This is a genomic window from Methylobacterium oryzae, assembly GCF_036441375.1.
In the GTDB taxonomy this organism is placed as follows: Bacteria; Pseudomonadota; Alphaproteobacteria; order Rhizobiales; family Beijerinckiaceae; genus Methylobacterium; species Methylobacterium oryzae_A.
This window is the reverse complement of the sequence record NZ_MLCA01000001.1, coordinates 1097910-1117721: the sequence shown is the minus strand read 5'-3', so window position 1 is coordinate 1117721 and position 19812 is coordinate 1097910. Positions and strand designations below refer to the sequence as shown.

At 73.6% G+C, this 19812-nt stretch carries 14 protein-coding genes and 1 pseudogene; 6 read left to right on the top strand and 9 right to left on the bottom strand.

The window, feature by feature from the left end; translation table 11 throughout:
* The first annotated feature begins 10 nt into the window (after positions 1-10).
* Genes MOTC310_RS05330 through MOTC310_RS05315 form a run of 4 tightly spaced genes read left to right on the top strand, consistent with a single transcriptional unit; the run spans position 11 to position 5253 of the window.
* Positions 11-307: a sarcosine oxidase subunit delta gene (locus MOTC310_RS05330; RefSeq protein WP_331290430.1), complete on the top strand. Its 297-nt coding sequence runs from the start codon at positions 11-13 to the stop codon at positions 305-307.
* Positions 307-3294, top strand: a complete 2988-nt coding sequence (locus MOTC310_RS05325; RefSeq protein ID WP_331301038.1) for a sarcosine oxidase subunit alpha family protein — start codon at positions 307-309, stop codon at positions 3292-3294. Before MOTC310_RS05330 ends, MOTC310_RS05325 begins: the two co-directional genes overlap by 1 nt.
* On the top strand, positions 3287-3904 hold the full coding sequence (locus MOTC310_RS05320; protein WP_331301037.1) for a sarcosine oxidase subunit gamma: 618 nt from the start codon (positions 3287-3289) through the stop codon (positions 3902-3904). The genes MOTC310_RS05325 and MOTC310_RS05320 overlap by 8 nt, the downstream gene beginning before the upstream one ends.
* Positions 3901-5253 carry an L-serine ammonia-lyase gene (locus MOTC310_RS05315; RefSeq protein ID WP_331290427.1) on the top strand — a complete coding sequence of 451 codons (1353 nt, stop codon included), beginning with the start codon at positions 3901-3903 and terminating at the stop codon, positions 5251-5253. Before MOTC310_RS05320 ends, MOTC310_RS05315 begins: the two co-directional genes overlap by 4 nt.
* 69 nt (positions 5254-5322) lie before the next feature.
* Here MOTC310_RS05315 and MOTC310_RS05310 read toward each other — a convergent pair whose 3' ends face one another.
* The 9 genes and pseudogenes from MOTC310_RS05310 to MOTC310_RS05270 all read right to left on the bottom strand — a co-directional run bounded on the left by MOTC310_RS05310 (position 5323) and on the right by MOTC310_RS05270 (position 17508).
* Entirely contained in the window at positions 5323-5835 is a 513-nt protein-coding gene (locus MOTC310_RS05310) for a prolyl-tRNA synthetase associated domain-containing protein (protein ID WP_331301036.1), read from the bottom strand.
* An 8-nt stretch (positions 5836-5843) separates the two neighbouring features.
* Positions 5844-6623, bottom strand: a complete 780-nt coding sequence (locus MOTC310_RS05305; protein ID WP_331301035.1) for an adenine nucleotide alpha hydrolase family protein — start codon at positions 6621-6623, stop codon at positions 5844-5846.
* Positions 6620-7800: pseudogene (locus MOTC310_RS05300) on the bottom strand (electron transfer flavoprotein subunit alpha/FixB family protein). The gene MOTC310_RS05305 and the pseudogene MOTC310_RS05300 overlap by 4 nt, the downstream one beginning before the upstream one ends.
* On the bottom strand, positions 7797-9638 hold the full coding sequence (locus MOTC310_RS05295; RefSeq protein ID WP_331301034.1) for a DUF3483 domain-containing protein: 1842 nt from the start codon (positions 9636-9638) through the stop codon (positions 7797-7799). Before MOTC310_RS05295 ends, MOTC310_RS05300 begins: the two are co-directional and overlap by 4 nt.
* An 8-nt stretch (positions 9639-9646) precedes the next feature.
* Positions 9647-11689 carry an NADH:flavin oxidoreductase gene (locus MOTC310_RS05290; RefSeq protein WP_331301033.1) on the bottom strand — a complete coding sequence of 681 codons (2043 nt, stop codon included), beginning with the start codon at positions 11687-11689 and terminating at the stop codon, positions 9647-9649.
* A gap of 61 nt (positions 11690-11750) precedes the next feature.
* On the bottom strand, positions 11751-12890 hold the full coding sequence (locus MOTC310_RS05285) for an FAD-binding oxidoreductase (protein ID WP_331301032.1): 1140 nt from the start codon (positions 12888-12890) through the stop codon (positions 11751-11753).
* A 2-nt stretch (positions 12891-12892) separates the two neighbouring features.
* Positions 12893-14152 carry an aromatic ring-hydroxylating oxygenase subunit alpha gene (locus tag MOTC310_RS05280; RefSeq protein WP_331301031.1) on the bottom strand — a complete coding sequence of 420 codons (1260 nt, stop codon included), beginning with the start codon at positions 14150-14152 and terminating at the stop codon, positions 12893-12895.
* A gap of 130 nt (positions 14153-14282) precedes the next feature.
* Positions 14283-16148 (bottom strand): glycoside hydrolase family 15 protein, encoded by a 1866-nt coding sequence (locus MOTC310_RS05275; RefSeq protein ID WP_331301030.1) that lies wholly within the window; start codon positions 16146-16148, stop codon positions 14283-14285.
* Between the two features lie 115 nt (positions 16149-16263).
* Complete coding sequence (locus MOTC310_RS05270; protein WP_331301029.1) at positions 16264-17508, bottom strand: acyl-CoA dehydrogenase family protein; 1245 nt, start codon at positions 17506-17508, stop codon at positions 16264-16266.
* Between the two features lie 123 nt (positions 17509-17631).
* Here MOTC310_RS05270 and MOTC310_RS05265 point away from each other — a divergent pair, with 123 nt between their 5' ends.
* Positions 17632-18387: a response regulator gene (locus MOTC310_RS05265; protein ID WP_331301028.1), complete on the top strand. Its 756-nt coding sequence runs from the start codon at positions 17632-17634 to the stop codon at positions 18385-18387.
* Positions 18384-19793 carry an ATP-binding protein gene (locus MOTC310_RS05260; RefSeq protein ID WP_331301027.1) on the top strand — a complete coding sequence of 470 codons (1410 nt, stop codon included), beginning with the start codon at positions 18384-18386 and terminating at the stop codon, positions 19791-19793. The genes MOTC310_RS05265 and MOTC310_RS05260 overlap by 4 nt, the downstream gene beginning before the upstream one ends.
* Positions 19794-19812 lie beyond the last annotated feature (19 nt).

Sequence of the window (19812 nt, the reverse complement as noted above, 5' to 3'; positions counted from 1 at the left end):
GAGACGCCCGATGCTGCTGATCGCCTGTCCGTATTGCGGGAACCGACCCGAGACCGAGTTCCGCTGCGGCGGCCAGGCGCACGTCGCCCGGCCGGCCGACCCCGCCGCCCTCGACGACGCTGCCTGGGCCGAGCACCTGTTCGTGCGGGCGAACCCGCGGGGCGTCCACGCCGAGCGCTGGAACCACGCCCACGGCTGCGGGCGCTGGTTCAACGCCCTGCGCGACACCGTGAGCGACCGCTTCCTCGAGACCTACCCCGCGGGCGCCGCGCCCTCCCGTTCCACCGACACCGAGGCGAGGGCGTGATGGCACAGCCGTTCAGACTGGCCCGGGGCGGCCGCATCGACCGCGCGCGCCCGGTCCGCTTCAGCTTCAACGGCCGCACCGTCGAGGGCTACCAGGGCGACACCGTCGCGTCGGCCCTGCTCGCCAGCGGCATTCACCTCGTCGGGCGCTCGTTCAAGTACCACCGGCCCCGCGGCATCCTGAGCCACGGCCCCGACGAGCCGAGCGCCCTGCTCTCGGTGGATCGGGGCCCCGGCCGGGTCGACCCGAACAACCGCGCCTCGGTGGTGGAGCTGCGCGAGGGCCTCAAGACCCGGTCGCAGAACCACTGGCCGTCCCTGCGGTACGATGTCGGCGCCGTGAACGACCTGCTCTCGCCGGTCTTCGTCGCGGGGTTCTACTACAAGACCTTCATGTGGCCCCGGACGTTCTGGGACCGGGTCTACGAGCCGTTCATCCGCTCCGCCGCCGGTCTCGGCAAGGCGCCGACCGAGGCCGACCCGGACCGCTACGCCAACCGCCACGCCCATTGCGACGTCCTGATCGTCGGCGCCGGGCCGGCCGGCCTCGCGGCGGCACTGGCGGCGGCGAGGACCGGCAAGCGGGTGATCGTCGCCGACGAGGGTGCGGAGCCCGGCGGCAGCCTCCTGCACGACGTGACCTCCGAGATCGACGGCCGACCCGCCGCGGAGTGGCTGAAGGCCGCCCTCGCCGACCTCGACGGGCGGGAGAACGTCGTCCTGCTGCCGCGCACGACGGCCTTCGGCTACTACAACCACAACCACGTCGCGCTGGCCGAGCGCGTCACCGACCACCTGCCCGCCGGGGCCGCGAATGCCCCCCGCGAGCGGCTCTGGCAGGTGCGCGCCGGCGAGGTCGTGCTCGCCGGCGGATCCCACGAGCGGCCGCTGGTCTTCGCCGACAACGACCGCCCGGGCATCCTGCTTGCCGAGAGCGTGCGGGTCTTCATCAACCGCTACGGCGTCCTGCCGGGACGGCGCATCGTGTTCGCGACCAGCGGCGCCTCGGCCTACGTGGCGGCCCTCGACGCCAAGCGGGCGGGGGCCGACGTGACCCTGGTCGACCTGCGCCTCGAGGCCGATTGCGGGCCCGAGCCGGCGCGCCTTCGGGCAGCCGGGATCACCGTGCTGACCGGCCACACCGTGGTCGGGTCCACGGGCCGGTCGCGCGTCGCGGGACTGCTCGTGGCGCCGATCGGGAGCGACGGCCGGTGCGGCCGCCGTCGCCGTCTCGCCTGCGACTGCGTGGGCATGTCGGGCGGCTGGACACCCGCGGTCCACCTGTTCTCGCAGTCCCGCGGCAAGCTCGCCTACGATCCCGCCCTCGACGCCTTCCTGCCCGGGACCTCGGCCCAGGCCGAGCGCTCGGCCGGGGCGGCCAGGGGGACCTACGACCTCGCGGCCTGCCTCGCCGAGGGCGACGCGGCGGGTGCGGCGGCGGCCGGCTCCGCGGAGCGGCGCCCCTTCACGGCGACGCCGACGCCGACGGGTTTCCAGCCGGTCCGGATCATGCCGACCGACGCCGACCCCGCGAAGGTCCGCGCCGTCGTGGACTTCCAGAACGACGTCACCGCGAAGGACATCAAGCTCGCGGTGCGCGAGGGCTTCCAATCGATCGAGCACGTCAAGCGGTACACCACGACCGGCATGGCGACCGACCAGGGCAAGACCTCGAACATGAACGCCCTCGGCATCGTCGCCGGGCAGCTCGACAAGGCGCTCCCCGGGGTCGGGACGACAACCTTCCGGCCGCCCTACACCCCGGTCACCTTCGGCGCCCTCGTCGGCCCGGCGCGCCACGCCCTGTTCGACCCAATCCGCACCACGCCGATCCACGGCTGGGCGGAGGCGCACGGCGCCCTGTTCGAGAACGTCGCCCTGTGGCGGCGCGCCTGGTACTTCCCCAAGCCCGGCGAGGACCTGCACGCGGCGGTCGCCCGCGAGTGCAGGGCCGTGCGCGCGGGCGTCGGCATCTTCGACGCCTCGACGCTCGGCAAGATCGAGATCGTCGGCCCGGACGCGGCCGAGTTCATGAACCGCCTCTACATCAATCCCTGGGCGAAGCTGGAGCCGGGTCGCTGCCGCTACGGCCTGATGCTCAAGGAGGACGGGTATATCCTCGACGACGGCGTCGTGGCGCGCGTGTCGCCGGAGTGCTTCCACGTCACGACCACCACGGGCGGCGCCGCCCGGGTCCTGGCCCACATGGAGGATTACCTCCAGACCGAGTGGCCGGACCTCCAGGTGTTCCTCACCTCGACCACGGAGCAGTGGGCGGTGATCGCCCTCCAGGGCCCGAGGGCGCGGGAGGTGATCGCGCCGCTCGTCGAGGGCATCGACCTGTCGCCTCAGGCTTTCCCGCACATGGCGATGCGATCCGGCACGCTCTGCGGCGTGCCGACCCGCCTGTTCCGGGTCTCCTTCACCGGCGAGCTCGGCTTCGAGATCAACGTCCCGTCCGACCACGCGCTGGCGGTCTGGGAGGCGCTCATGGAGGCGGGACGGCCCCACGGGATCACCCCCTACGGGACCGAGACGATGCACGTGCTCCGGGCCGAGAAGGGCTACATCATCGTCGGTCAGGAGACGGACGGGACCGTCACCCCGGACGATGTCGGACTGGCCGGCATGATCGCCAAGGCGAAGAGGGACTTCGTCGGCAAGCGCTCACTCGCCCGGCCCGACGTGGTCGCCTCCGGCCGCAAGCAGCTCGTCGGGCTCGTCACCGACGACCCGAGCTGCGTCCTCGACGAGGGCGCCCAAATCGTCGCCGACCCGAACCAGCCGATCCCGATGCGGATGCTCGGCCACGTCACGTCGAGCTACTGGAGCGCGAATTGCGAGCGCTCCATCGCGCTGGCCCTAGTGGCGGGCGGGCGCGACCTGCTCGGCCAGACCCTCCACGTCACGACCCCGGACGGCTTCACCACCGCCACCGTGGCCGAGCCGGTGTTCTTCGATCCCAAGGGGGAGCGCATCCATGCTTGAGGCCCGCTACCGCACCGCCCGGGCGCTCCCGCTCGGCCGCACCGACGCGCCGGCGCCGGCCGGCGCCGGCCTCCCGGCGCCGGCCGGCGCCGGCCTCCTGATCCGGCCGGCCGCGGCCGAGGCGCGCTTCTCCCTGCGCCTGCGCGGCCCGCTCGTGGCGGCGGCCGGCCTCCCCCTCGACCGCCCGATCAACACCGTGTCGGGCGACGAGACCCGCTGGATCGCACGTCTGGGTCCCGACGAGTGGCTGATCGGCGCGGCCGAGACGGATGCCGACATCCTGGCCGCCGCCGCGATCGCCGACCTCGCCGGCCGGGCGCACGCCCTCGTGGACGTGTCGCACCGCAATGTCGGGATCGACGTCCGCGGCGCGGCGGCTGCGATCGCCCTCAATGCCGGCTGCCCCCTCGACCTCGGCGACGCCGCCTTCCCGGCAGGCAGCGCCACCCGCACGCTCTTCGGCAAGGCCGAGATCGTGCTGATCCGTCGCCCCGGCCCGGTCCCGGCATACCGGGTGGAGTGCTGGCGGTCCTTCGCGACCTACGTGTATGGCTTGCTGCAGGAGGCCGCCTTTGGGGTCGGCCCGCTGGAGAGAGCCGCCGCGCGATGATCAGCGCCTTCGATCTGTTCAAGATCGGCATCGGCCCGTCGAGTTCCCACACGATCGGACCCATGGTGGCCGCGCGCCGCTTCCGCGACCGCGTCGCCGGGCGGCCCGGCGTCGCGCGGGTGAGCGCGGAGATCTTCGGCTCCCTCGCCTGGACCGGGCGCGGCCACGGCACCGACGTGGCGATCTTCCTTGGCCTGCTCGGCCACGAGCCCGCGACCGTCGATCCGGACGCCGTGGCGGGCTACACGCGGGCCCTGGCCGAGACCGGCGCCACCGGCCTGCCGGGCGTCGCCTTCGACACCACGAAGGACCTGCTGTTCAACTTCACCGAGGTCCTTCCCGGCCACACCAACGGCATGCGCTTCCGCGCCCACGACGCCGACGGCGCCGTGCTGGAGGAGGTGGTCTGCTACTCGGTCGGCGGCGGGTTCGTCGAGGAGGAGGGGGCGGCGGAGACCGGCGGCCTCGACGCCGTCGCGGTGCCCCACCCGTTCGAGAGCGGCGCCGACCTCCTGCGCATCTGCGCCGAGACCGGCCTCACCATCCCGCAAGTCCAGATGGCCAACGAGCGCGCCCTGCGCGGCGAGGCCGAGATCGAGTCCGGGCTCGACGCCGTCCGGGACGCCATGCTGGCCTGCATCAGTCGCGGCCTGCGCATGGACGGCGAGCTGCCCGGCGGCCTCAGAGTCCGGCGGCGCGCGAAGCGCCTGCACGAGACCCTCGACGCGAACCGCCTCTCCAACAGCCGGCCGGCCCACGAGATCATGGACTGGATCAGCCTGTTCGCCCTGGCGGTGAACGAGGAGAACGCGTCCGGCGGACGGATCGTCACGGCGCCGACCAACGGCGCGGCCGGGATCGTGCCGGCGGTGCTGCGCTACATCGTCGACTTCTATCCCGGCTGGAGCGAGGCGCGCGGCCGCGACTACCTCCTCGCCGCCGCCGCGGTCGGCGGCCTGATCAAGCGCCGGGCCTCGATCTCGGGCGCCGAGGTCGGCTGCCAGGGCGAGGTCGGCTCCGCGGCCGCCATGGCGGCCGCCGGGCTCGCCTCCGTCCTCGGGGGCGACGCGCGGCAGGTCGCCAACGCCGCCGAGATCGCCATGGAGCACCATCTGGGCATGACCTGCGACCCGATCGGCGGCCTCGTCCAGATCCCATGCATCGAGCGCAACGCCTTCGGCGCCAACAAGGCGGTGGCGGCCGCCTCCCTCGCCCTCCACGGCGACGGGGTGCATTTCGTGAGCCTCGATCAGGTCATCGAGACGATGCGCCAGACCGGGCACGACATGCAGGCCAAGTACAAGGAAACCTCCCTCGGCGGCCTCGCGGTCAACGTCGCCGCCTGCTGAGCGCGACGTCCCGCGCCGCCCCGCACGCCCGGGAGCGCGCGGGGCCGCCGATCCCGGCAGGGGGCCGCGTCAGGCCGCCCGCGCCGCCTCCGGCAGCGCGAACGGCTCCGGCGCGTGCCCCTCCGCGCGCAGCGCGGCCAGCAGGTCGTCCGGCGTGAGGTTGAGGGTGCGCGTGCTCACCAGGGGGTGGACGTTGATCCGCGCCTCCGCGAGCAGGCTGTCCTGGATGAAGATCCTGACGCTGCCCGGCGCGGCGTTCAGGGCCGCGAGCGGCGAGACCGCGCCGCTCGCGACACCGAGCTGCTCGCCGAGCGCCTCGGCACTGGCGAAGGACAGGCCACCCCGCGCGCCGAGGACGGCCCGGAACGCCTTCAGGTCCACCTGCGCGTCGTGATGGAGCGTGACCAGGAAGTACGTCTTCTTCCCGTCGCGCAGGAACAGGTTCTTGGTGTGCGCGCCGACGATGTCGCCGCAGGCCGCCATCATCGCCTCGACGGTCAGGACCGGCGCGTGCTCGTAGAGCTTGTAGGCGACCCCGCGCTCGCGCAGCCGGGCCAGGAGGTCGTCGGAGGTCAAGGGCATCGGGTTCCTCATCGGGGTTCGCGGGCCGGCGGCGCGAGGACGCCGATCCGGCGAAGGTGAGCCAGGATCTCGCGGGCGGCCGCGTCGGGCTCCGGCCGGATGAGGAGGCGCCCGCCGCCGGACGCGGCCTCGCCCGTCGCCGCCCTCAGCCGCTCCGCCGCCGAGCCGCCGGACGGCGCACCTTTCACGAGTTTCGGCCGGGGGCGATAGGGGCGCTCCTCGAAGAGCGGGACGGGGGCCGCCGCGGCCGGGTCCCCCGCGACGGTCTCGATCACGCCGCGCCGCGCCTGCCCGTAGGCGAAGGGGAGGGGCGCGGGCGCGTCGGGATGGATCGTGGCCAGGACCGGCCCGCGCAGGCTCACGCGGCGGCGGGCACCGCGGCCGAGGGTCTGGTCGAGGGGCAGGTCGCCCGCGTCGCCACCCGCGAGGGCGACGATGTCGGGGATCAGGAGGCAGTCGAGGGCCTGCGCGACCGCGTAGGGAACCATCCCGGTCTCGTCGCCCCCCTGGCCGCGCCGGCCCGCGAGGATCAGGCCGGGCGCCATCGTCGCGAGGCGCGCGACGAGGGCCGGCACCGGATCGGCTCCCGCCGGCACGGGGACGTGCACGATCCGGGACAGGCCGTGGCCCAGCGCGTCCGAGACGGCGGCGGCGTCCGGCCCGGCGTGGAGGCCGACGGCCTCGCCGAGGCCCGTCGCGAGGCGGATCGCCTGGGCCTCCAGCCGCGGCAGGACCGTCGCGCCAGAGACCGGATGCCGTCCCGCGGAGAGGAGCACGACGCTGGTCACGGGCTGCCCTCCGGGCGCGCGGCTTCCTCGGCCAGGAGCCGCAGCAGGGTGGGCATGACCGCCTGCGCGTCCTGCACGATGGCGAGGCCCGCCCGCTCGATCATCGCGGCGTGCAGGTCGGTGTTGACCGCCACGACGTGCTCGCAGCCCGCGACGCCCTGCAGGTGCTGCGGCGCGCCCGAGATGCCGAGGGCGAGGTAGCAGGTCGCCGCCAGCACGGTGCCGGAGGCGCCGACCTGGCTCCGACGTGGCATCAGCCCGGAATCGCACAGGACCCGGCTCGCGCCCGGGGTCGCGCGGAGCGCCGCGACGAGCTGCCGGAACGTGTCGAGGTCGGTGACGCCGTTGCCCGCCGCGGTGACGAATTCCGCGAGCGCGAGCGGGACCGTCGCCGGGTCGGCCGCGATGCGCTGCGCCGAGAGGATTCTCGCCCCGGCCGGCGCGGGCTCCGCGATAGCGACCTCCAATGGCCGCGCTTCCCGGGGCGGACCGGCATACTCGGCCACCGCGTCGACAGCGACGGTGGCGAGCAGCCCCGGCGCCGCCCGCTGCTCGACGCTGCGGCCCCGCGCCGGGCGGATCAGCCCGGTGGCGGAGACGCTCTCGGCCTGGGTGAACAGCGGCGCGCCGAGCCGGACCGCGACCCGGCGGGCGACGTCGCCGCCGTCGAGGGATTCCGGGAACAGGACGTGCCGCGGATCGAGCGCTGTCAGGGCCGCGGCGATCCGGGCGGCGCGGCCGGCGGGATCGTAGGCTCGGTCACCGTCTCCGTGCGCGAGGAGACGGTCCGCGCCCGCCTCGCCGCATCCGGCGCAGTCGCCGACGCCGAGCAGGACGACCGCGCCGTCGCGGCCCGCGAGAACCCGCGCGGCGCCGAGGAGCTGCCGGTCGTGAGTCGAGAGCCGGCCGCCGGCGCAGTCGGGCACCGCGACGACGAGGAAGGCCGGATCCTCCACCGTCACGACGGTGGGGGCCGCCTTCGCCGGGCGGGCAGCCTGGGCAGCCATCGGCACCGCGTAGCGGTGCTGCTGGCCCAGGTCGAAGCGCGGGCGGGCGGCGCCGGGCGGCCGCCGGCCCGGGGCGCGGTGCGGTCGAAGCGCGGCCGGTCTCCGGCATCGCGGGGAGCGACCCGCTGTGCGGCCAGATCGGCGCGGGGGTCGCGACGGGGGCGGTTCATCGTCCGGCCTCGACGGCCTCGAGGAGCAGCTCCGCGACGTCGCGGATCTCGGCCCTGCGGTCGGTCACGCCCTCGAGCATCGCCGTGCAGGACGGGCAGGCGACCGCGACGGTTCCGGCGCCGGTCTCGGCCGCCTGGGCCATCCGCAGGTCGGGGATGCGCCGCTCGCCGGGGATGTCGCTCACCGGCGCTCCGCCGCCGCCGCCGCAGCACATCGCGCGTCGGCCGGAGCGGGCCATCTCGACCCGGGTCAGCCCGATCGCGTCGAGCACGGCCCGGGGCGCCTCCGTCTCCCCGTTGTAGCGGGCGAGGTAGCAGGGGTCGTGATAGGTCACGGCCCGGTCGGTGAGGCGTCCCGGCTTCAGGCGCCCGGCCCGGATCAGCTCCAGAAGGAAGGCGGTGTGGTGCACCACCAAGTAGCGGGCGCCGAAGGCCGGGTACTCGTTGCGCAGGGCGTGTAGGGCGTGCGGGTCCGACGTGACGATGCGCCGGAAGCGGTGTCGGGCGAGCGTCGCGGCGTTTGTGCGGGCGAGGTCCTGGAAGGTCGCCTCGTCCCCGAGTCGCCGGGCGAGGTCGCCCGTGTCGCGCTCTTCCGGGCCGAGGACCGCGAAGTCCACGCCCGCTTCCCGCAGGAGCCGCACCAGGGCCCGGAGCGTGCGGCCGTAGCGCAGATCGTAGGCGCCCTCGCCGAGCCAGAGCAGCACGTCGGTGCTCTCCCGGCCGGCGATCAGCGGCAGGTCGAGGCCGGCGGCGAAGTCGGTGCGGGCCGGGAGCGGCCGGCCGCCGGGATCGCCGGCCTGGCGCAGCTCCGTCACCGGGGCGACCGCCTTCTCGGGGAGGGCGCCGCGCTCCAGGGTCTCGTGGCGGCGGAGCGCCACCACCGCGTCGACGTGCTCGATCATCATCGGGCACTCCTCCACGCAGGCCCGGCAGGTGGTGCAGGACCAGAGCGTGTCGGGATGGATCCGGGCGTCCGGCCCGATCAGGCGGGCGAGGGGACCGCGCGCGCCCGCGGCCGCGCGGCCACCCGGGTAAGGCGCGCCGGCATAGGCGGGCTCCGCCGCCGACAGGCCGGCGACGAGGTCCTGGATGAGCCGCTTCGGGTTGAGCGGCTGGCCGGCCGCGAAGGCCGGGCAGGCGGTCTCGCAGCGCCCGCAGCTGACGCAGGCGTCGTAGGAGAGGAGCCGGTTCCAGGTGAAGTCGGCCGGGATCGCGGCGCCGAGGCGCGGCGCCGCGAGGTCGAGGGGCTGGAGCGCGGTGTCGGGCCGCCCCGCGAAGCGGCCGGGCCGCGGATGGGCGACGAGGTGGAGGGCGCCNGCCGCCGCGAGCGCCAGGTCGAGCGGGGCGAGGGGGCCGCCGCCGCCGGAGGCGAGCGCCAGGGCCGTCACCGTGCCGCCGAGGGCGTAGGCGACGAGCAGGACGGGCAGGATCTGGAAACGCCCCGCCGAGAGGCGCGGCGTCCGGCGCGGGTAGCGGCGCGCGCCGACGAGCAGCGACCCGGCCGCCGTGACGCCGAAGGCCAGGGCGACGAGGATCCAGTAGGGCGCGGAGCCGCCGAGCGGCGGCAGGATCGCCACGGCCGTCAGGACCGAGGCGGCGAGCAGGCCGCCCGCCACCACCGCGTGCATCCGCGACGCGTAGGCGTCCCGCGCCACGACGTGGTGCACGTCCACGAGGTAGCGGCGGGGCAGCTTGGCGAGGCCGTCGAGCCACGCCACCGGGGCCGACGCCCCGGCCCGCCAGAGGGCCGCCCGGCGCGCGACCTGAACGAGGGCCAGCGCCGCCATCGCCCAGACGAGGCCGGGGAATACGGTGGCCAGAGAGACGGGACCGGCCATGGCTCAGCTCACATGTCCTTGCACAGCCGGAGGGCGTCGTAGAGCGCCGCGTGGATGTTGCGCCCGGCCACGGCGTCGCCGATCCGGTGGAGGGCGAAGCCCCCGGACAGGTCGAAGGGCTGCGGCTCGCCGCGGAGCAGGGCCCCCTGGTCGGTCTGGCCGCGATTCACCGAGCCGGCCTTGAGGCCGTGGTAGAGCCCGTCCACCGGGAGCGTCCCGTGATCCACCACGATGCGGTCGACGAGGCGCTCCTCCTCGGCGTCGGTCATGGTGTTGCGCAGGACCGCCACGAAGCGGTTGCCCTCGGGATAGATCTCGATCAGCTCCATGTTCGGCGTCATCACGACGCCGAGCCTGTAGAGCTCGCGCAGGTGGATCGGCTGGTTCGTGGTGCCGATCTCCTCGGCCACCATCCGGTCGTGGGTGGCGATCTCGACGAGGCAGCCGCGCTTGGCCAGCAACTCGGCGACCGAGGCGGCGTTGTGCTGGCCCATCTCGTCGTAGAGCAGGACCGAGCCGGTCGGCTCGACCGCGCCAGAGAGCACCTCGGCCGTGGTCACCGCGTGCGCCTCGGCCCCCTTGGCGTGGCCGCGGGACGGGCTGCCGCCGGTCGCGACGATCACCACGTCGGGCTGCTCGGCCAAGACCGCCGCCTCGGTGGCGGGGGTGTTCAGGCGCAGGTCGACGCCGAGCTTGGTGACCTGGGCGACGAGCCAGCGGGTGATGCCCGACATCGCCTCGCGCCAGCCGGCCTTCGCCGCCAGGGTGATCTGCCCGCCGGCCTGGGCGCCCTTCTCGAACAGCACGACCGCGTGGCCGCGCTCGGCGCAGACGCGGGCCGCCTCGAGCCCAGCGGGCCCCGCGCCGACGACCACGACGCGGCGGCGGACGTCCGCCTTTCGGATTTCGTGCGGCATCGTGGCCTCGCGGCCGGTGGCCGCGTTCTGGATGCACAGGGCGTCGCCGCCGACGTAGATCCGGTCGATGCAGTAGCCCGCGCCGACGCACTGGCGGATGTCGTCGGCCCGGCCCTCGGACAGCTTGCGGACGAGGTGCGGGTCGGCGATGTGCGCCCGGGTCATCGCCACCATGTCGACGTGGCCCTCCGCCACCGCCCGGGCCGCGGTCGCTAGGTCGGTGACGCGCTGGGCGTGGAAGACCGGCACGTCGACCTCGCGCTTGATCGCGCTCGGCAGGAACAGGAACGGCGCCACCGGGAAGGACATGTTGGGCAGGGAGATCGCGTGGGCGATGTGGTCCCGCGCCTGCCCGCCCAGGATGTTGAGGAAGTCCACGAGGCCGCGCCTCGCGTATTCCGACGCTATGGCGAGGCAATCCTCCTGCGAGAGGCCGTCGGCGACCATCTCGTCGCCCGACATGCGGATGCCGATGACGTAATCGTCGCCGACCTCGGCGCGCATCGCCTCTAGCACCTCGATGCCGAAGCGCATCCGGTTCTCCAGGCTGCCGCCGTACCGGTCGGTGCGCCGGTTGACCGCGGGCGACCAGAACTGGTCGATCAGGTGGCCGTGGGCGGCCGAGACCTCGCAGCCGTCGAGCCCGCCCTCACGGCAGCGGCGCGCGGCCGCGGCGAAGCTCCGCACAATCCGGGCGATGTCCTCGGCCTCCATCTCCTTCGGGAGGGTGCGGGAGGCGGGCTCCCGGCGCGGCGAGGGCGCGAGCGTCGGCAGCCAGTGCTCGGTGTCCCACTTGGTGCGCCGACCCATATGGGTGAGCTGGATCATCAGCTTGCCGCCGTGGGCGTGGACCCGGTCGGCGAACTGCCGGAAGAACGGGATCACCGCGTCGTCGGCGACCGAGATCTGGTTCCAGGGGGCGGCGGGGCTGTCGGGGGCGACCGACGAGGAGCCGCCGAACATGGTCAGCCCGATCCCGCCCCTGGCCTTCTCGGCGTGGTAGAGCTGGTAGCGCTCCTGGGGCTTGCCGTCGCGGCCGTAGCCCGGCGCGTGACTGGTGGACATCACCCGGTTGCGGATGGTCAGCCCCTTGATGGTCAGGGGCTTCAGCAGCGCGTCGGCGTTGGCGATCACGGGAGCACTCCCGAAGGCGAGGGGTGTGCGATGCGGGGAGGGGCCGGGCGCGGCCCGGGCCTCACCGCTCGATGACGAGGTCGCTCGTCGGCCGGGAGCAGCACAGCAGGGCCATGCCGGCATCGATCTCGCGCTGGCGGATGCCGCCCGCGTGGGTCATCGCCACGGTGCCGGAGGTCAGCTTCGACTTGCAGGTGCCGCACAGGCCCTTGGCGCAGGAGGAGGGCAGGCGGATCCCGGCCCTGCGGGCCGCGTCCAGCACCGTCATGTCCTCCGGGCAATCGAGCACCCGGCGGGTCTTGGCGAACTCCACCCGGAAGCTGCGCACGCCGGCGGCCGGGGCGTCGTCTAGGGCCTGCTCGGCCTCGCGGGCGGCGTCCTGCTCGGCCTCCGGCAGGGCGCCGAAATCGAAGCTCTCCTCGTGGTGCCGGGCCATGTCGAAGCCGGCCTCGGCCAGCATCGCCCGCACCGCGCCCATGAAGGGCTTCGGGCCGCAGACGAAGGCGGTGCGCTCCAGGAAGTCGGGCACCGTCTCGCGCAGGAGTGCCGGGGTCAGCCGGCCCCGCGGGCCCGTCCAGGCCTCGCCCGGGGCGTCGGCCTCGCAGATCGCGTGGACCTTGAGCGCCGGATCGCCGCGGGCCATCAGGGCGAGCTCGTCCCGGAAGACGATGTCGGCCGGGCTGCGGGCCGCGTGGACGAAGGCCACGTCGCGGCCCGCCCCGAGGTCGTGGAAGGTGCGCGCCATCGCCATCATCGGCGTGACGCCGCTGCCGCCCGACAGGAGCAGGTACTTCGCCCCGGGATGGGTGAAGCACGAGAACTCGCCCATCGGGCCGAGCGCCCGGACGGTGTCGCCGGGCTTCAGATTGTCGTGCAGCCAGTTCGAGACCGGGCCGCCGGCCACGCGCTTGACGGTGATCGCCAGGGTGTGGGGCCGGGTCGGCGCCGAGGAGATCGTGTAGCAGCGGTGGAGCGTCTCCCCGCCGATCCCGAAGGCGAAGGTCAGGAACTGGCCGGGCCGGTAGCGGAACGTCCGCGGCTCGCGGGCGGCGAGCACGAAGGTCCTCACGTCGTGCGTCTCGGCCCGCACCGCGACGCAGGTGAGGACGTCGTCCGTCTCGGCATCCCAGGGCGCGGCGGCCGCGAGCGACGCGGCGGCCGGCTCTGCCGATCCGGGGACCCTGTCGGGGGCCGGGGTCACGATCAGCGCCCCAGATGCGCGGCCATGCGGCCGACGTACCAGGTGCAGAACTTCTCCACGAGCATCTCGGTGTGGGGCGAATACGGGCCGGGCTCGTAGGCCGGGCTGCGCACGCCCTGCTGGCAGATGCCGACGAGCTCGCTGTCCTGGTCGTTGGTGGCCTCCCAGACGCCGGTCAGGTTGGCGAGGTCGAAGTCGACGCCCTCGACCGCGTCCTTGTGGACGAGCCACTTGGTGCGCAGGAGCGAGCGCTCGGCGTCGAGCGGCAGCACCGAGAAGGTGACGATGTGGTCGCCGAGGAAGTGGTGCCAGGAATTGGGCTGGGTCCAGACCGAGAGGCCGCCGAGCTTGGCGTTGGTCAGGCTGCCGAGGAGCTTCCGGCAGGCGGCCTTGGTGTCGATCGTGTGGGATTCACCCGCGCCGTCGAGCGGCAGCCGCTCCGTGCGGAAGCCCGTGATCATGGTGTCGAGCTCGTCGATCTCCTTCGACGGCAGCCCCTCCGCCTCCCACTCGCCGTGGCGCGTTCGGAGCAGGCAGCCGTAGCGCTCGGCCTGGGCGCGATCGTGCTCGTCCATCTCCTCGGGGGCGAAGCCGAAGCCGTAGGCGAAGAGCGGCACGGTCAGCTCGGGATGGTTCGCGCCGCAATGGTAGCACTCGCGATTGTTCTCCATCGTGAGCTTCCAGTTGCCCGGCTCGACGATGTCCTTCTGGAAGGCGACCTTGGTGTCGCGGATGTTGTGGGGCGCGATGTAGGGGCCGAGCCGGGCCGCCATGGCGTCGAAATCGGCGGGCGGGTCGTCGGAGAGGCAGACGAAGAGCAGGCCCTCCAGCGAGCGGATCTGGACCGGCTTGAGGCCGTGGCAGCCGCGCTCGAAATCCTGTCCCATGTGGTCGGCGTGAATCAGGGCGCCGGTGAGGTCGTAGGTCCAGGAATGGTAGCGGCAGACGAGGTTGCCGACAGTGGACTTCTCCTCGTGGACCAGCCGCGCCCCGCGGTGGCGGCAGACGTTGTGGAAGGCCCGGACCGCGCCGTCGTCGTCGCGGACGATCGCCACGGAGGTCCTGCCGATGTCGACGACCACGACGTCGCCGGCCTCCGGCACGTCGGGCTCGACGCCGACGTAGATCCAGTGGCGGCCGAAGATCACCGCCATGTCGGCCTCGAAGACTTCGGGGCTTAGGTAGAACTCGGCCGGCAGGCTGTAGCCGCGACGGCGCTCGCGCAGGAGACGCTGCAGAGGGGTCGGCGTCACGTCGAGCATGGGACCTCCGGAGCCATTCAGGCCCCGAAACTATCGCCGCCGGACCGACCGCCCGCTGCCACGCCAGCGACACTCGCTTGGTCAACCGCGACGTGGCGCGGACCGGCCCGCGCCGGGCGCCGAAGCGGCGCTACTCGGCGGCCGTCCGGGCCGCGCTCTCCGGCCCCTCGTCCGCGCCGAAGCGCGCGATGCTGTCCTCAAGCCGCAGCGCGGCGTTGATCAGGGCCATGTGGGAGAAGCCCTGCGGCGTGTTCCCGCGCTGCGCGCCGGTGGCCGGGTCGATCTCCTCGGCGAGCAGCCCGACATCGTTGCACCGGGCGATCAGCCGCTCGAAGGTGGCCTTGGCCTCGCCGGTCCGCCCGTCGAGGGCGAGGCAGCCGACCCGCCAGAAGGCGCAGGCCGTGAACGTGCCCTCGTCGCCCTCCAGGCCGTCCTCCATGCGGTAGCGGTAGATCAGGTCGCCCACGCCCAGCTCGCGCTCGACCGCCGCCAGGGTCGCGCGCACGCGCGGCTCCCGCGGGTCGAGGGCACCGAACAGGGCGACGCGGAGGACCGCGGCGTCGAGGTGATGCGAGCCGTAGGCGCCGACATAGGCCTGCTTCTCGGCGCTCCAGCCCTTCTCCAGATAGTCCGACCGGATCTCGGCGGCGATCCGTTCCCACTCGGCGATCTTCGCCTCCGGCACACCCGCGATGTTGCGGGCGATCCGGGCCGCGTCCCGCAGCGCGACCCAGAGCATCGCCTTGGTGTGGACCTGCTGGCGCGGCCCGGTGCGCAGCTCCCAGATGCCGTTATCGGCGTCGTGGCGGTGGCGGATGGCCCGGGCAGTGAGGTTGTCCAGCACCTCCGGCAGCCGGTCGTTGACCTTCTCGGGCGGGTCGTAATCCACCGCCTCGAGGAACACGCACAGCGCCCGGAGCAGCTCGCCGTAGATGTCGTGCTGGTCCTGGCACTCGGCGAGGTTGCCGATCACCACCGGCCCCACGCCGTTCCAGCCGGCGAGGTGGCTCAGCTCCTCCTCCGGCGGCATGTCGCCGGCGATGCCGTACATGAGCCGCGTCTCCCGCCCGAAGGTGCCGTCGCGCTCGCGCAGGAAGCGCAGGAACTCGGACGCCTCGCGGACGTAGCCCAGCATCACGAAGGCGGTGACCGTGAAAGCGGCGTCCCGCATCCAGGTGAAGCGGTAATCGTAGTTGCGGTTGCCCGGCACCGCCTCGGGCAGGCCGGCCGTGGCCGCCGCCACGATCCCGCCCGAGGGCGAGTAGGTCAGAAGCTTCAGGCACAGGGCGGACCGCATCACGGCGTCCCGGTAGGCGCCCCGATAGGTGCTGCGGGCGCTCCAGCGGCGCCAGTAGTCGGCGGTCGTCTCCAGGCGGCGCCGGGCACCGGCGAAGTCCTCGATGCAGGCCTCGTCCTGATCCTCGCCGTGAGTCAGGACCAGGTAGGCGGTCTCGCCCTCCGCCAGGTCGAACCGGACCTCGGCCGCGTCCCCCGCGAGGGTCGGGCAGGCTTGCGCGTTCACCCGCAAGCGCCAGTCCCCGGCCTCGAACAGGACCGACCCGCCCTCGACCAGCGGCGTGCAGGGGCGGCGGGCGTAGTCGAAGGTCGGGCGGACCCGAAACGTGCCGGCGACGCGGCCCTGCTCGCAGGTCAGCAGCCGGATCAGGCGGCTCTCGCCCTCACCGTCCGGCCCCTCGTCGGGCTCCGGGCTCGGCGGATTGACCGGCATCAGGTCGACGAGGCGCGCCCGGCCGGTCTCGGTCGTGAAGGTCGTCTCCAGGATGTTGGTGTCGGGCAGGTAGCGGCGCGCGCTCCCGGTCGGGCCGTCGAAGGCGAGGCTGCACGCCCCACCCTTGTCGTCGTCGAGGAGCTTCACGAACAGAGCCGGCGAGTCGTGCCGCGGCCAGCACAGCCAGTCGATCGAGCCGTCGCGGTCGATCAGCGCGCAGGAATGGGTGTCGCCGATGAGGGCGTAATCGCTGATGGGCTTCGACACGGGGCTTCCGGATGGCGGCACCCGGTCCGCCGGGCAGGGCTGGTCCTGAGGTAGCCGGGTGACGCCGGGCGGGGAGTCCCGCTCGACGATTCGCCGCACGGCCGATCGCGGTCGATCAGGCCCCGGGCCGCGGCAGCATGCGGTCGCTGATGATCCGCCGCTGGATCTCGCTCGTGCCCTCGAAGATCGTGGTCAGCCGCGCGTCGCGCCAGTAGCGCTCGACGCGGCGCTCGGTGGTGTAGCCGTTGCCGCCGTGGAGCTGCATCGCCTGGTTGGTGACCCGCACCGCCATCTCGGTGGCGAGCAGCTTCACCATCGCCGACTCGCTCTCGGCGGGCTCGCCCTGGTCGAGGAGGTGGGCGACCTGATGCCAGAAAGCCCGCGCCTGCGCGACCTCGGCCGCCATGTCGGCCAGCGCGAAGCGCAGCGCCTGGAAATCGCCGATCGGGTGGCCGAACTGGACGCGCTCCTGAAGGTAGCCCTGGCAATCCTCGACCGCCGCGCGGGCGACGCCGACGGCCCGGGCCGCCGTGTGGACCCGGGCGATGTTGAGGCCGCGCTGGACGGCGGCGAACCCGCCGGAATCCGCGTCCGCGCCCTGGTCGCCGTAGAGCCCGGTGAGCCGGTCGCTCTCGGGGACGCGCACGTCCTCCAGGGTCAGCTCGAAGGTCTGGAAGCCGTGATACCCGATCTTGTCGATCACCCGGCCGGTCACGCCGCGCGGGAAGCTGTCGCGCTCCTTGAGCACGAGGAACGGTTCGAGACCGGCCGAGCGCGGCTCTCCGGGCTCCGGATCGCGGGTGCGCGCGAGGACCTCGATGAAGTCGGCGCCCTTGGCGAACCCCGCCCAGCGCTTGGTCCCGGTGAGCCGCCACTGGTCGCCGTCGCGCACGGCCCGGGTCTGCACGCCGGCGAGGTCGGAGCCGGCATCGGGCTCCGACAGGGAGATCGAGCCGATCCACTGGCCGCGGGCCGAGCGCCGGAGCAGCTCCGCCCGGCGCGCCGGGTCCAGGGTCTGGGTGCCGAGTCCCTGGCCGCGGGCCAGGATGCTGCCCACCGAGAGCCAGGCCCGGGCGAGTTCCTCCGAGACGAGGCAGTACTCGAACACGCCGAGCCCCAGACCGCCGTGCTCCGCGGGGATCGTGATGCCGAACCAGCCCTTCTCGGCCATGGCGTCGATCAGCTCGCGCGGCATCTCGGCCTTCTGACGGTCGAGCTCGTCGGCGAGCGGGAGGACCGTGCCGCGGGCGAAGGCGCGGGCCTCGGCCTGCAGCGCTGCCCGCGCGTCGGTCCGCCAGGGGGAGGGGAGTTCCGGCGGTCGCGGCGCGATCAGGTCCCTCCGATCCTCGGTTCCGGTCATCGTTTCCCCCGTGACGTGACGCCGTGCGGCAACTCAGTTCAGGTCCGTGCGGGAAACACGCGCTTACAAAATGGTTCCGCGCCCCACCTACGAATAATCTGCGGGACACGTCATAATAGCCTGATGATGCAGGCTGAACCGCAGACCGACTCCTTTGCGATGAGCGCACCCGCAACACCCCACATCCTCGTCGTCGAGGACGATCGGGAGATCTCGGCGCTGATCGCGCGCTACCTGCGCGGCAACGATTGCCGTGTCACACTCGCGGGCGACGGCGGCGACATGGACCGGGTGCTTGCGGAAGCGCGCATCGATCTCATCGTGCTCGACCTGATGCTTCCCGGCGAGGATGGGCTGAGCCTGTGCAAGCGCCTGCGCGGCACCTCGCAGATCCCGATCCTGATCCTGACCGCGAAGTCCGAGGACGTGGACCGGATCCTCGGCCTGGAACTCGGCGCCGACGATTACCTCGCCAAGCCGTTCAACCCGCGGGAGCTGCTCGCCCGCATCCGCGCGATCCTCCGCCGGGTCGCCGCCGAGGCGCCGGACGCGGACGAGCGGCGGCGGCTGCATTTCTCGGGCTGGACCCTCGACGTGTCCCTGCGGCAGGTCCTGTCACCCGAGGGCGCCCGCATCTCGATCACCGGGGCGGAGTTCGACCTCCTCCACGCCCTGTGCCTCCGGCCCGGGCGGGTGCTGTCGCGGGACCAGCTCCTCGACCTCACCCAGGGGCGGGCCGCCGGCCCGTTCGAGCGGAGCATCGACGTGCTGATCTCCCGGATCCGCCAGAAGATCGAGCGGGACACCCGCAACCCCGAATTCATCCGCACGATCCGGTCGGGGGGCTACCTGTTCACCCCCGAGGTCACGCGGTCATGAGCGGCCTGCGCCGGCTCCGCGCGCGGCTGCGCCCGAAGACCATCGCGGGCCAGATCGCGCTGCTCGTGGTCGCCGGCATCGCGGTGGCCCACGTCGTCGCCACGGCGGCGTTCCTGATGCTGCACGAGTCGCAGAATCCCGACACGCTGCCGGGCGTGGCCGCGAGCCGCCTCGGGGTCCTGGTGCGATTGCTGGACGCGGCCGACCCGGCGGCGCGGCCGGCCCTGCTGGCGAGCGGTCGCAGCCTGCCGCTCATCCAGGTCGAGCCCTGGGACGGGACCGTGCCGTCGGGGGCGAAGTCGCTCCCCGACCTGCCGGTGATCCGGAAGCTGCGCTACGGCGCCGGCCGGCCGGTGACGATCACCGACCTCGCCGCGGCCGATCCCGAGCGCGACCGGTCGGACGCGCGCCTGCATATCGGCATCGTCACGCCGGCGGGGGTGCGTCTCCAGGCGACGCTGCCGAACGATCCGCTCCGGCCGCCCCGCCAGGGGGCGCTGATCTTCACCGTTGTGTTCCTGGCGCTGACGCTGGCGCTGCTCTGCGTCTGGGCCACCCGCGCCCTCACGGCGCCGCTGAAGCGGCTCGCGGGCGCCGCCGAGGCGTTCGGCGCCCGCGACGACCACGTGGCGCTGCCGGAGGCGGGCCCCCGCGAGGTGCTCGCCGTGTCCCGGGCGCTGGACCGGATGCGGTCCCGCGTCCGCCGCCTGATCGACGACCGGACGCAGATGCTGGCGGCGATCAGCCACGACCTGCGCACGCCGATCACCCGGCTCCGCCTGCGCGCCGAGTTCATCGAGGACGAGAGTGCCCGAGCCTCGACGCTGCGCGACCTCGACCAGATGAACGGCCTCGTCGAGGCGGCGCTCTCCTTCGTGCGCGACGGCCAGATCCGGGACGCGAGCAGCCACAGCCTCGTGGATCTCGCCTCGGTGGTGCAGACGGTCTGCGACGACTTCTCGGATTTCGGCGCCCCGGTCAGCGTCAGCCGCAGCCGGCACGTCCTGGTTCAGGGCCGGCCCGAGGAGCTCCAGCGGGCGGTGACCAACCTCGTGGACAACGCCGTGAAGTACGGCGGCCGCGCCGACGTGCAGATGGAATCGTCCGAGCGCGGCGTCCGGGTCTGCATCCTGGATTCCGGCCCGGGGATCCCGGAAGCGGAGCGCGAGGCGATGCTCCAGCCCTTCGTCCGCGGCGACCGGGCCCGCAATCTCAACGAGGCGAGCGGCTTCGGCCTCGGCCTCTCGATCGTGCAGGCCATCGTCGAGGCCCATAACGGGCGTCTGCGGCTGGAGAACCGCCCCGAGGGCGGCCTCTGCGCGGCGATCGAACTGCCCCTGGCTGCCCAGGCCTTCGCCGGGCGCGCGGCGCGGAAGCCCGCGCCGCTCCCGGCCGAGGCGGCCTGACGCCGCCTCGGCTTCCCGT